The organism is Mesorhizobium sp. L103C105A0 (assembly GCF_000502215.1).
In the GTDB taxonomy this organism is placed as follows: domain Bacteria; phylum Pseudomonadota; class Alphaproteobacteria; order Rhizobiales; family Rhizobiaceae; genus Mesorhizobium.
In genome coordinates, this window is record NZ_AYXF01000025.1 from 18,014 (window position 1) to 30,512 (window position 12,499).

The window sequence follows — 12,499 nt, forward strand, 5'->3', positions numbered from 1 at the left end:
TATGACACTCCTGTCTGCACCAGTCGAACCCGTCTCGACAGGCCGCTTACGCCTGTCTGAGTTTCCCCGCCTGGCAAGGCGCCATCCGCTGGTGGTGATTGGCGGCGGCCTCTTGGCGCTATTGATTGTTCTAGCGCTCGCTGCCCCGCTTTACGCCGGCGATCCCTTGAACATAAATCCATTCAAACGGCTCCAGCCGTCTTCCGCCGACATGTGGTTCGGCAACGATAATCTGGGCCGTGACGTGTTTGCACGAACCATGTTCGGCGCGCGGATCTCGCTAGTAGTCGGATTGACTTCGGCGGCGGGCGCTGCTCTGGGCGGCCTTATGATCGGTGTGTTCGCCGGCTACAACCGTGCCTTCGATAGTATCATAATGCGGGTCATGGACGGGCTAATGTCGATACCGACCTTTCTGCTGGCAGTCGCCCTTATTTCTCTGACAGGCCCCGGCGTCGGTATCCTCATCGTTGCTATCACGGTTGTCCAGCTGCCAAGCGTCTCGCGGCTGGTTCGCTCGGTGGTCATGAGTGTTCGGGAGCGTCCTTACGTCGAAGCCGCTCTGTGCGGCGGCGCGCGCCTGCCGAAGGTGCTGTGGCGGCATATCCTGCCGAGCACTATTCCGGCGCTTATGGTGCAAAGCGCTATCGTATGCGCAGATGCGATTATGACCGAAGCCGGACTGAGCTTTTTGGGCGTGGGCGTTCCGCCCGAAATTCCCAGCTGGGGTAACATGATCTCAGGCTCTCGCTTGTATCTCAGTATCGCTCCCCTGACGGTCTTCGCCCCCGGCATCTGCCTTGTTCTTATGGTCCTTGCCGTCAACCTGCTCGGGGATGGCCTGCGCGACCTGTTTGATCCCCGCGCCAAGCGGAGGCGCTAACGTGCAGATGCATCAAACCCCAGCCAATGACCTGCTTCTCGACGTTCGAGACCTTGAGACACACTTTTACGGCGACGAAAGCGTCACCCGTGCCCTGGGCGGCATCAGCTTCCAGGTAAAAAAAGGCGAGACGCTCGGCGTCGTCGGTGAATCCGGATGCGGAAAGAGCGTCACCGCCCTCTCCATACTTCGCCTGCTGCCGAAGATGACCGCCAGGACCGTCGGCGGCGAGATCCGCTTCCACGGACGCGACCTGCTTGAGCTGTCTGATCGGGAGATGCGACAGATCCGCGGGGACCAGATCGCCATGATCTTCCAGGAGCCGGTGGCGAGCTTGAACCCGGTCTATACCGTCGGCCGCCAGATCGCGGAGGCCGTGCGGATCCACACCAAGGCCTCCCGGTCCGTTGCCATGGCGAAGGCCGAAGAGATGCTCCGTCTCGTCTGCATCTCGGACCCCGAGCGCCGCGTCAACAACTATCCTCACGAAATGTCGGGCGGAATGCGCCAGCGCGTCATGATCGCCATGGCCCTAGCGTGTTCCCCGGAACTGTTGATTGCCGACGAGCCGACGACTGCGCTCGATGTCACAATCCAGTCGCAAATCCTGCGGCTGATCCTCGATCTGAAAGAGCGCACGGGAACGGCCGTTATGTTCATCACACATGACCTGGGCGTTGTAGCCGAGACATGCCAGCGCGTGATCGTGATGTACGCTGGTCGGATCGTAGAACAAGCAAACGTCATAGAATTGTTTGCGCGTCCGGCACATCCCTACACCCAGGGCCTGATGCGATCGATGCCTGACCCGCGGCGGGGCCGTCAGCGCCGCCTTCCGGAAATCCCGGGGATCGTGCCAAACCTGCGCGATCCAATTGTCGGCTGCAGCTTTGCGCCTCGCTGCCCGTTCGCGATCGATATTTGCCGCAAAAAAACGCCCATCCTGCGCGATGTCGGGTCGAGCCACGCCGCAGCGTGTTGGCGCGCCGAAGAGGTGATGGGCGCATGAACGGTCCTTTGCTGAAAGTCGAACATCTAACTAAGCATTATCCGCTTGGCTCGGGAATCTTCAAGAAAAGCATTCCGGTGATCCGGGCGGTGGAGGACGTGTCGTTTTCCGTCGAGGCGGGCGAGACGCTTTGCATCGTCGGCGAATCCGGCTGCGGCAAGTCCACTGTCGCGCGGCTCTTGATGCGGCTTGTCGAGCCGACGGCTGGCCGCGTGCTGATCGACGGAACCGACATTGCGGGCCTCAAGAAGCATGCGCTTCACGCGTGGCGCCGTCTGATGCAGATGGTTTTCCAGGATCCTTACTCCTCGCTGAATCCGCGCCTTACTGCCGGGCAAATCATTACGGAGCCTGTCGAGAATTTTGAGCGTCTCAGCCGGAAGCAGCGCAACGCGCTTGCAGCGGACCTTCTCCGAAAAGTCGGAATGTCGCCCGAGATGATGCATAGGCTCCCGTCCGAATTGTCGGGCGGTCAGCGCCAGCGGCTCGGCATTGCACGCGCCCTGTCGCTCAACCCCTCTCTAATCATCGCCGACGAAGCAGTGTCGGCCCTTGACGTATCCGTGCAGGCGCAGATCCTGAATCTGCTTCTGGATCTCCAGCAGCAGATGGGCATCGCCTACGTTTTCATCTCGCATGACCTCGGCGTCGTGGAGCATATCGCGCATCGCGTTGCCGTCATGTATCTGGGGCGGATCGTGGAGCTCGCTCCGTGCGACTCCCTCTTTGCCAAGCCGGTCCACCCCTACACCGAGGCGCTTATCGGGGCCGCCCCGGTGCCGGATCCGACCCGTGTTCGGCTGGAGGCCCCGGTCGAGGGCGAGGTGCCAAGCCCGCTCAACCCGCCGAGCGGGTGCGCGTACCACCCTCGCTGTCCAATCGCGCTAGAACGTTGCCGCATCGACGTGCCGCCTTTGGTGCCGATGCCAGATGGACGGGCAGTGGCCTGTCATGTACGCGCTCCGGCCACACAGGTTTCGACCCAGCCGACTGAGATGTCCTATCTTTCGCTCACTGCGGGACCGCAGCAAACCCTCTCTCCGATAGGAGACCTTCACAACATAGCTGACGTCGACAATCAAAATCGTCCCAAGTAGGGCAGGAAAAAGATGAAGTGGCGTGACCGACCATCCCGAGCGGTTCGCCATGCCTCTCGCGGAGTAAGGACTATGGAAGACGACTCACTCGGCCTTGCTGAAATCGTCCGTCTCGTGAACGCGAAGGCGGCCGACTACTGCGCCTTAAGTGACCGCATCTGGACAATGCCAGAACTAGCTTTCGAGGAGCATCGCTCAGTCGCCGAGCACATCGCGATGCTCGAGCACGAAGGCTTCCGTATTATGAGGAATGTGGGTGGTATCGCTACCGCCTTCGTGGCCGAGTACGGTGGAGGCAGCCCTATCATCGGCATCCTCGGCGAGTACGATGCGCTCCCAGATCTTGCTCAAGTGTCGGGCGCGACTGAGCACAACCCAACGACGAGGGGTGGTCACGGCCATGGCTGCGGGCACAATCTCCTCGGCGCAGGCTCGGCGCTGGCAGCAGTTGCGTTGAAGGACGCGCTGGAAGCTGAAGGCATTGCAGGGACCGTGCGCTATTATGGCTGCCCCGCAGAGGAGGCGGGAGGCGGCAAGGCCTACATGGCTCGCGCCGGCGCTTTTGATGACGTTGATATAGCTTTTTGCTGGCACCCATGGGTACTGAACGAGGTTATGACCAATTCAACAAACGCTGCGATTAGTGCTCGCTTCTCCTTTACGGGTCGCGCAGCGCACGCCGCAGTCGATCCGCACTTAGGTCGCAGTGCGCTTGATGCGGTGGAATTGATGAATGTGGGCGTCAATTACATGCGAGAACATATGCCCTCGAACTCGCGCGTTCACTACGCCATAACCAATACCGGCGGAGAGGCACCGAATACAGTCCAAGCTTACGCTGAGTCATCGTATTCTGTGAGGTCTCCAAACCTGGAACAAGCAGAACGGATATTTGCGCGTGTTGAGAAGATCGCGGACGGCGCTGCTCTGATGACGGAGACATCTGTTAAAATGCAGAGGATTGGCGGCAGTTCCGAAATCCTGCCTAACGATGCGTTGCAAGAGGTTATGTTTGAAAACATGCGCCGGGTTGGCCCGCCTGCCTTCGATGGAGCTGACTACGAGTTCGCCAAGGAGCTTAGGGAGAAAGCACTAACGGATGAGGACGTGCTGGCCGCTGTTGCAGCGCACGATTTCTCACTTAGCAGCAAAATACTGCACGATGACATCTTGCCGTTGGGCGGAGGTCAAGCGGAGATGGGCACAACAGATGTGGGCGACGTTAGCTGGATCGTGCCAACTGCACAATGCTACACCGCTTGTTTCGCCATAGGTACACCGTTCCATACATGGCAACTCGTTACGCAGGGCAACTTGCCCGCAGCGCACAAGGGTATGGTCGTGGCCGCCAAGGCAATGGCCGCTACGGCGGCCGATTGCATTCGCAACCCCGACATCATCGCTCGTGCTAAGGCAGAGTTGAAGCAGCGCACTGGCGGTCGCCCATACCGCTGCCCGATTCCCCTAGACGTCATGCCCAGTGATTTGCGTGCGAAGGTCTAATAGCATTCTCGTGATGTCTCTATCACGCGGCAGCACATGTTGGCACCCTCTCGCTTCCCCCACCTAGTGTTGGCGAAGAGAACAGCGGACCAGATAAAGCGCTCCGCGAAGGTGTCAACCTCAAATATTCAAAAGGATTAAAGCGTGTCGCGATTAATTAGCTTCATATCCGGCAGCCTTGAAGAAGTTTCTGCATTCAACTGGCTCGAACAGGTGGCAGATATGGCCGAGAGCTTGGCAGAGTGCGTCGAAGGTTCTGGCCGCTTTCTTTCGCAGCCGCGCCTTGAGTTTGGAGTAGGCCATCTCGATCGGATTGAGATCGGGTGAGTATGGCGGCAGGAACAGGAGCCAAGCGCCCCTTTGGCGAACCAGTTGTGCGGCGCGCTCGTTCTTGTGGAAGCCGACATTGTCGAGAATGACGATATCGCCGGGCGACAGTTGGGGAGCAAGCTGTGTTTCGATGTAGTGTTCGAAGATGGCGCCATTCATCGGCGCGTTGACGATCCACGGCGCGACAAGACCGTGGCATCGTAGCCCGGCGATGAAGGTCTGCGTCTGCCATTTGCCGAAGGGCGCATGGGTCCTGAAGCGCTCGCCCTTCGGCGCCCAGCCGGTGCGCTTGGTCAGCTTGGTGTTGGTCGACGTCTCATCGATGAAGATCAGCCGCGCCAAAGCCTTGTTGAAGAAGCGCTTTCGCCGCCCAATCATAGTTCACGCGCCTGGCGCACGTTGGCCCGCTGCTGCTCGCTGGCCAGTAGAGTTTTTTTTATGACTGAGCCCAAGGCGATGGAGCAGGCGCCCGACATTGGAGCGGTGCACGCTCACACCACGCATCTCCAGTTCGACGCAAAGCTCATCCAGCGTCAGTTCGCCGGTCTCGGCCAATCGCAAACGCACAAACGCGGCATGCGGCTCAAGCTTGCCGCCGCCCACATGGCCCTGCCGGCGCGCTTCAAGCGAACCGGTCTGCCGCCGCAAGTTGATCAGATTGTTCACAAAGCGAGGCGAAACGCGGAAATGGCGCGCTGCCTCGCGGTGACCATGCCCCACATCGACATACGCAACAACACGCTGACGCAACTCAAGCGGTAGCGGCTTGCCCATCGCGGTCTCCTTTCAACCGCAATGAATCACGAACTCAAACCAAAGGGAATCCTGAATCCCTTAAATCGCGACAGGCTCTAGCGTCGATGACACAAATTGAAAGGTACGACACCGTCGGGTCGGTAGCAACAAACGTTGCGGACGGCTTCACAATGGTTGCTGTTGGTGACCTCATGATGAGGCGCCCGGTAACCAAAAACCAACGCAACAGTATTGGCGATGTTGTGAAAATTCTTTGCAGCGCCGATGTTACATTCGGCAACCTTGAGACGAATATCTTCGACACCCGCTCATTCAAGGGAAGCCCCCAAGCCGAGCACGGTGGGGGCTATACCGTCGGACCGACAGAACTTGGACCGGATCTGAAAGCTATGGGATTTAACGTTCTAGCTGTTGCGAACAATCACACGTTTGATTGGGGGGTGGAAGGCATGCGGGAAACAGGTCGTGTGCTCGACCAGAATGGCATTATTTATGCGGGCGCTGGTGACAGTTTGGCGCAAGCTGGGGCTGCTCGCTATCTTGAGACCGCCCGTGGTCGAGTGGCGTTGGTGTCGTTCGCCGCCACGTTTACGCCTATGTCGCGGGCGTGCGATCCGGCGGGCGAGGCGCCGGGCAGGCCAGGCCTTGCCACCCTTCGGTTGGCGAAAAGCGTCGTAGTCCGACCTGAGATGCTCGAAAGCTTGAAGCGCATACGCAATTCGTTGCCTGACTCAATTCCAGGTCATGAGGATGAAGACCCAGTTCTTCTCGCCGGTGCGACATTCAAGACCGGCGAGAAAGTGGGATATAATTTCAAACCGGACCCCCGCGATCTAAGCGGTATCCTACGAAACGTTCGCCAAGGCAAGCAGTGTGCCGACTTCTTGATCGTCACTAACCACGGTCATGAGCCCGGCGAATGGAGCCAAGAGCCACCTGACTACGAACAGTCGCTAGCGCACAAGTTAATTGATGCTGGTGCTGATGCATATGTTGTGCATGGACCTCACCAACTGCGGGGCATCGAGATTTATAGGGGCCGCCCTATTTTTTATAGCTTGGGCAATTTCATCTTCGACAACCTTCAAATGATTGAGGGGGCGGATTTCTTCGATGAATATAACAAAGACCCACGTGCCGACACTGTTGCTGATATCCTGGTCCAAGCGATGATCGAACAGGGTATTGCAGGTAAGGAGTTCTATGAGAGTATCGTCACCGTCAGCCGGTTTGAGCAAAATCAGCTTGCTGAACTGAGGCTCGTTCCAGTCGAGCTCGGTTACTCGGAAAGGTTAGCTAACCGGGGTGTGCCGCGTCTGGCGACCAAGCCAAAAGCCGAAGTCATTCTGGAGCGTCTACAGAGGCTGTCGAAGCCTTTTGGAACCCATATCGCCATCGAAAATGGCATTGGGATCATCGGCGTGGCCAGCAACTCGCCCGATAGTTCTATTGCATCTGGTGGCCATACTTAATGTTCATCTTAGGGCTTCCATGATCGCCGTATGGTAGGGCAGATCTCTCCCTTAAAGCTGTCTTGATTGGTGTTCCGAGCCCGTATGTCGCAATAGCGTGGCGGTTAAGCCTGTGCTCGAGGATCTCCCCAAGCCTCCCGCGTTAGGCCGACTGTCCGGTCGAAATGGGGGCCAGTTCAGGTTCTGCGTGAGCATGAGGCGGCGGCGAAGGCGGGCGACCTGGCGCGCAAGCATGGGATCTCCGAGGCGACGCTGTATAACTGGAAGGCGAAGTATGGCGGGATGGACGTCTCCGGTGCCAAACGGCTGAAAGCCTTGGAAGACGAGAACGCGAAGCTGAAGAAGCTGCTCGCCGACCAGATGCTCGAAGCGTCGGCACTGCGCGAGCTTCTTTCAAAAAATGTATGGTCCGCCCCGTCCGTGCAAGGGTTCGCGACATCGCCGATGACGATTCCAGTTGCATAAATGTATCCGGCCTCTCGCGAGTGGGCTGCTGTTGCAGCCAGGCCATGATGAGATCCGCGCACGCCGTTCCCAATAAATGGTTCGGGCACGAAGCCCGCTTTTTTGCACAGGGCTTACGGCATGCTGATCCACTGTTTCGTCATCACTATTCCCGAGCCTTGCAATCGAGCCGGAAGCGTCAGGCGAATGCAGGATCCCTGCGTTCGTAGAGCGCTCCCGGCTTGGTCAGAACAACCCAGACAATACGTGCCATCTTGGCGGCGAGTGCGACAACGGCCTTGTTCGGATGCATTCGGCTCTGCAGCCCATCGAGCCAGCTTCCAAGGCGATCCCCGGTTCGATCCAGATGTCTGAAGCAGGATCGCGCGCCATGAACGAGGAGCTTGCGGACGTAGCGGTTCCCGCGCTTGCTGATGCCGAGGAGCTTCTGCTTGCCCCCCGTCGAGTGTTCCCGCGGGACAAGGCCCAGCCATGCAGCCAGATCGCGGGCCTTCTGGAACTGGCGTCCGTTGCCGACGGCCGCAAGAAGGGCGGTGGCGCCCAGTGCTCCGATGCCGGGGATCGTCATGAGCCGGCGGGCAACATCTTCTCGATCTGCAATCGCAGCTATCTCCCTCGTCACGTCCTGAATGCGCTGCTCTAACTGGTGCAGGTCGGCGAACAGATCGGTGAGCAGTTTGCGCATCGCCGGCGATAGGTCGTTCGACGCATCGTTGAGAACCAGCGGCAGGTCGAGCTTGAACAGGCCTGCTCCCTGCCTCAATGCAATGCCGTATTCCAGGCAGAATGCCCGCATCTGATTGATCAGACGCGTTCGCGTGCCGATCATCTGATCGCGAACTCGATGTAGAGCCTGGAGGTCAGCCTGTTCTTCGCTCTTGATGGTGGCGAACCGCATTGTTGGTCTCGTGGCCGCTTCTGCGATGGCCCCGGCATCAATGATGTCGCTCTTGTTCGACTTCACGTAGGGCTTCACGAACTGCGCCGGGATCAAGCGAACTTTGTGCCCCAGCGCATGCAGTTTCCTGGCGATCCCTTGTGATCCTGCGCACGACTCCATCCCGACGATCGCCGGCGCTGCTCGTTCAAAGAACAGCAGCAGCGTATCGCGTCGGAAGCGAGCGCGCTGGACCGGCTCGCCGCCGCTGTCCAAGCCGACGACGTGGAAGATGTTCTTGCCGATATCGACTCCATAGACTGCCGCAGGGCGCGGCGCGTTGCGTGGGGACATTGCAACCTCCTTTGGTGTAACTGCCCAGATGATGCTGCGTGAGGACGGGGCGGACCATCCCATTAATGTATGGTAGGGCCCGCCGCCAAGCGCGAAGCCGTTGCGCATCTCGAGGCCGTCATGGGCCTGTCGGAGCGTCGGGCCTGTTCCTTTGTGGGCGCTGATCGCAAGATGATCCGCTACCAGTCCCGGCGTCCGCCCGAGACGGAGCTGCGTGGTCGGCTGCGTGACCTCGCGAACGAGCGCCGACGCTTCGGCTACCGGCGGCTGTCCATCCTGCTCAGGCGCGAGGGCGAGGCATCTGGGGTCAACCGCATCTATCGGCTCTACCGCGAGGAGGGCCTGACGGTGCGCAAGCGCCGGGCAAGGCGGCGAGCGGTCGGCACGCGGGCGCCGATCCTGGTCGAGGCAAAGCCGAACGCGCGCTGGTCGCTGGATTTCGTCCATGACCAGTTCGCCTGCGGCCGGCGGTTCCGGGTGCTCAACATCGTCGACGACGTGACGCGCGAATGCCTGGCTGATCGCCCACCGCGGCAAGCCCGGCATGATCGTATCCGACCACGGCGCCGAGTTCACCTCGAACGCCATTCTCGCCTGGGCGAAGGATCATCGGGTGGAATGGCACTACATCGCGCCGGGCAAGCCGATGCAGAACGGCTTGTCGAGTCATTCAATGGACGGATGCGCGATGAGCTCCTGAACGAGAGCCTTTTCTTCGGCCTGGATCACGCCGGCAGTGCCGTCGCCGAATGGAGGAGGACTTCAACACCGCCAGGCCACATTCCTCGCTCGGATACCAGACCCCGGCAGCCTATGCCGAGGTCATCACCGCAACCGGCTCCGACGCTGCGCTAATCGAAGGCTCCGCGCCTCCGCCGGTTGCTCAACCCGCGCCACATGGCCGAAGATTACGACACGACGATCCTGCCGACCCGAAGCCGCAAGCCGCGCGACAAGGGCAAGGTCGAGGGCGCGGTGCTGANGATCACAAGCGCGTCGCCAGCCATGTCCGCCGCTCGCAGCGCTGCGGCCATGTCACCGTCAACGAGCACATGCCCAAGGCGCACCAGAGCTATGCCAACACGACGCCGGCGAACCTGATCCGGCAGGCAGCCGGGATCGGCGCCAACACCGCCATCCTGGTCGAGCGCATGGATGCGCGACCGTCCCCATCCCGAGCAGGGATACCGCTCCGCGTTTGGCATCCTCTCGCTGGCCCGTCGCTACGAGCGGGATCGGCTCGAGGCAGCCTGCGCGCGGGCACTGACCATCAATGTGATCACCTACTCCTCCGTCAACGCCATCCTCAAATCCGGCCTCGACCGCGTGCCGCCCGCGGCCGAGCCGGTCAAGCCCACGCTTCAGCTCGCGTGAGATCATCGCCCAATCGGGCTCGTCCAGATCCTGCGGCGGACGGCCAACCCGGCGAAACAGAAGAACCGCTCGACATGATCTTCGCTTGAATCCTGGAGATCGTGCCCGTTGCCGAGATGCCAGTCTCTCAGCTCACGAAATAGGCTTAGCGATCGCCATGTGCTTTGCTGACCGAAGCCTTCATCCGACAATCTGCCCGCATAAACGCGTGCAAACTCGCCATACGGCCGGTGGATCAGCTTCCGATACAGTGTGCTGCGTTGCAGTAGTCACTTGCATTCATGTGTCCTCTCCTTCGCGTCAATTGCGACGGAGAGAGCCTAAGCTATGCCGATTCAGCTACGTTGAGGAAAGTGTTGGTAAAAACTTGCTCACTCGGCATAGTTTGGCGGTCGGCATAAAGCGCCAAGATGAACGATATCGACACGCAGTCCTGGCTCGCCGACGTCCTCGGCCGACTGCCCGCCTATCCGGCCCATCGGATCGATGATTTGCTGCCGTGGAATTGGAGATCTGCAAAACTGCGGATCCAACCAGCGGCGGCCTGATCATGCAGCGCAATAAGGTGCATCACGTCTATACCGTCGACCGTCTCGCCAGGGACCTCGGCGTCAGCGAAGCGCTGATCCAGGAACTGACCCTCGGTCTCGAGCCCGAGGACGGCGTCATCTGGGTCTACGGCGCCAACGATGACGACGGGATCTTGGCCTTCACCGATGAAGGCATCGAGGAGGTCAAGCTCCTCCTCGAACAATATCATCGCGTCTCCCCATCGAAAGCTTGACCCCAGCACCGCGGTCCTCAGGTGCTCATGGCCACCGGATACGCACGTCTGCGGTCACCGAGCTTCACCGGATGCATATACCCGTCCCCTTGAACATTGTAACCCTCCGAAATCACGACGCTCGCAACACAGGCTTCAAATAACTTCACAGTATCTTTGCGAACGAAAATCAATGATAGTGGTACTTTCACGACAAATATCTAAGGCCGGCACGGCGAAGAAAGCTGTGTCGATCTACGCAGGCACCACCGTACAGCAGCCTATCCAGGAGTCGACAGCCAATGAAAAGAAGAGCGCTCGTCCTACTTGAAGGCACAAGGAGCAATGGACCGCTGTTCGTCCAAGCGGCCCAACGTCTTGGTCTTCATCCAATTACCCTTTCGGCTGATCCAGCTCACCACAAGTATCTCGCGGCGGAAGGCAGTGAAGCAATCCGTGTCGATACAGCCAATCTCGATGCGCTGATCCGCGAATGTGCCCGACTGCATTCGACCTACGACATTGCTGGCATTACCAGCGCCCAGGAATCGATCTATGCCACGGTCGGCAAGCTCTGCCGGCATTTCGATTTACCGGGACCGAATCCTACATCGATTGAACGATGCTGCGACAAGTTCACCCAACGCAAGCTCCTAGCTCATGCCGGCATTCCAATGCCTGCTTATCAATTGGCAACGGATGCGACGGACGTAGAAAGGTCTGCTGCGGAGATCGGCCTGCCCGTGATTCTAAAGCCGGCCGTAGACAGTGGCGGCAGCACGGGCGTCAGGTTGTGCCGCAGTCTCGATGAGTTGGCCGAACATACCAACTATCTGCTGGGCGGCAAGCACGTATGGCCGTCGTCGCCAAGGATAATGGTCGAAGAATTTGCAGAAGGCCCCCATTATTGGGCTGACATAATGGGAGATGAGATCATCGGGATTGCCGCCCTTGTCTTCGGCGGCGCACCGCATTTTGTCTATCGTGAGTGCTCCTTTCCGGCCGCGCTGACTGATGAACAGCGCGATCGTATCGCAGATGTTTCGCTGAGCTGTTTGCAAGCTCTCAAGCTTGGCTGGGGGCCATCCAATGTTGAATTCCGATGGACGAAGCGTGGCCCGGTCGTCATCGAAGTCAATCCACGTCTTGCGGGTTCGCCTGGTATTGAACTGGTTCAGCTAGCTTACGGTGTTGATCTCATAACCGAGCATATCAAGCTTGTGATCGGTGACGAATGGAATTTGCGCAGAAGCTATTCAGAAACTGCGGCCGCGCGTTTCCTAGTTCCTGAACGCGATGGCACGCTCGAATGGATAGATGGCGACAGTCAGGCGGCTGCTATACCTGGCGTCGCCAAGGTCAAGTTGTATATTGAACCCAATACGGCGATCGTCAGGAAAGGCGATTGGGAAGACTTGATCGGACATGTCATCGCCAGTTCACCCAACCTTGCTCGGACTGAGGCCATACTTCAGCGGGCCGTCGACTTAATCAAGTGGTCGATTACACCATTTTCCAACCTTGGTGAGAAGGAATAGCCTAGGGACTGTCAGGAATTCTGTGCGCGAGGCCATGATGATGGAAAGGAGAGAATCATCACATGGCTATCGAGAAGG

The 12,499-nt window shown here is 59.1% G+C and carries 10 protein-coding genes and 4 pseudogenes; 11 read left to right on the forward strand and 3 right to left on the reverse strand.

Features of this window, described 5'->3' with window-relative positions; all coding sequences use genetic code 11:
• The first annotated feature begins 1 nt into the window (after window position 1).
• The 4 genes from X727_RS135880 (at window position 2) to X727_RS135865 (ending at window position 4,492) form a co-directional block, all read left to right on the forward strand.
• On the forward strand, window positions 2-883 hold the full coding sequence (locus X727_RS135880) for an ABC transporter permease (RefSeq protein WP_031204858.1): 882 nt from the start codon (window positions 2-4) through the stop codon (window positions 881-883).
• 7 nt (window positions 884-890) lie between these two features.
• The gene (locus X727_RS135875) at window positions 891-1,892 is read left to right on the forward strand and encodes an ABC transporter ATP-binding protein (protein ID WP_023835479.1); all 1,002 of its coding nucleotides are present in this window, start codon (window positions 891-893) and stop codon (window positions 1,890-1,892) included.
• On the forward strand, window positions 1,889-2,989 hold the full coding sequence (locus X727_RS135870) for a dipeptide ABC transporter ATP-binding protein (RefSeq protein WP_023835480.1): 1,101 nt from the start codon (window positions 1,889-1,891) through the stop codon (window positions 2,987-2,989). Before X727_RS135875 ends, X727_RS135870 begins: the two co-directional genes overlap by 4 nt.
• A 72-nt stretch (window positions 2,990-3,061) precedes the next feature.
• Window positions 3,062-4,492, forward strand: coding sequence for an amidohydrolase (locus X727_RS135865; RefSeq protein WP_023835481.1), 1,431 nt, complete (start codon window positions 3,062-3,064; stop codon window positions 4,490-4,492).
• 153 nt (window positions 4,493-4,645) lie between these two features.
• Here X727_RS135865 and X727_RS1000000169395 read toward each other — a convergent pair whose 3' ends face one another.
• Both X727_RS1000000169395 and X727_RS1000000169400 read right to left on the reverse strand, forming a co-directional pair.
• On the reverse strand, window positions 4,646-5,200 hold the full coding sequence (locus tag X727_RS1000000169395; protein ID WP_023835482.1) for an IS630 family transposase: 555 nt from the start codon (window positions 5,198-5,200) through the stop codon (window positions 4,646-4,648).
• Between the two features lie 3 nt (window positions 5,201-5,203).
• A complete protein-coding gene (locus X727_RS1000000169400) occupies window positions 5,204-5,596 on the reverse strand; it encodes an IS630 transposase-related protein (protein WP_155923641.1) in 393 nt (130 codons plus the stop codon).
• Between the two features lie 86 nt (window positions 5,597-5,682).
• Here X727_RS1000000169400 and X727_RS135850 point away from each other — a divergent pair, with 86 nt between their 5' ends.
• Window positions 5,683-7,050, forward strand: coding sequence for a CapA family protein (locus tag X727_RS135850; RefSeq protein WP_023835484.1), 1,368 nt, complete (start codon window positions 5,683-5,685; stop codon window positions 7,048-7,050).
• A gap of 183 nt (window positions 7,051-7,233) precedes the next feature.
• Window positions 7,234-7,449, forward strand: a pseudogene (locus X727_RS01000000165315) (transposase); the annotation flags it as partial.
• A gap of 244 nt (window positions 7,450-7,693) precedes the next feature.
• Here X727_RS01000000165315 and X727_RS135845 read toward each other — a convergent pair.
• Entirely contained in the window at window positions 7,694-8,746 is a 1,053-nt protein-coding gene (locus X727_RS135845; protein ID WP_023835486.1) for an IS110 family transposase, read from the reverse strand.
• A 69-nt stretch (window positions 8,747-8,815) separates the two neighbouring features.
• Here X727_RS135845 and X727_RS00645 point away from each other — a divergent pair.
• The 5 genes and pseudogenes from X727_RS00645 to X727_RS0135030 form a co-directional block, all read left to right on the forward strand.
• Window positions 8,816-9,564: pseudogene (locus X727_RS00645) on the forward strand (integrase core domain-containing protein); the annotation flags it as partial.
• Between the two features lie 165 nt (window positions 9,565-9,729).
• A pseudogene (locus tag X727_RS01000000165320) lies at window positions 9,730-10,120 on the forward strand (IS21 family transposase); the annotation flags it as partial.
• 401 nt (window positions 10,121-10,521) lie between these two features.
• Window positions 10,522-10,668, forward strand: a pseudogene (locus X727_RS1000000167430) (transposase domain-containing protein); the annotation flags it as partial.
• A 2-nt stretch (window positions 10,669-10,670) separates the two neighbouring features.
• A complete protein-coding gene (locus X727_RS135840; protein ID WP_023835491.1) occupies window positions 10,671-10,904 on the forward strand; it encodes a hypothetical protein in 234 nt (77 codons plus the stop codon).
• A gap of 281 nt (window positions 10,905-11,185) precedes the next feature.
• Window positions 11,186-12,421 carry an acetyl-CoA carboxylase biotin carboxylase subunit family protein gene (locus X727_RS0135030; RefSeq protein ID WP_031204870.1) on the forward strand — a complete coding sequence of 412 codons (1,236 nt, stop codon included), beginning with the start codon at window positions 11,186-11,188 and terminating at the stop codon, window positions 12,419-12,421.
• Window positions 12,422-12,499 lie beyond the last annotated feature (78 nt).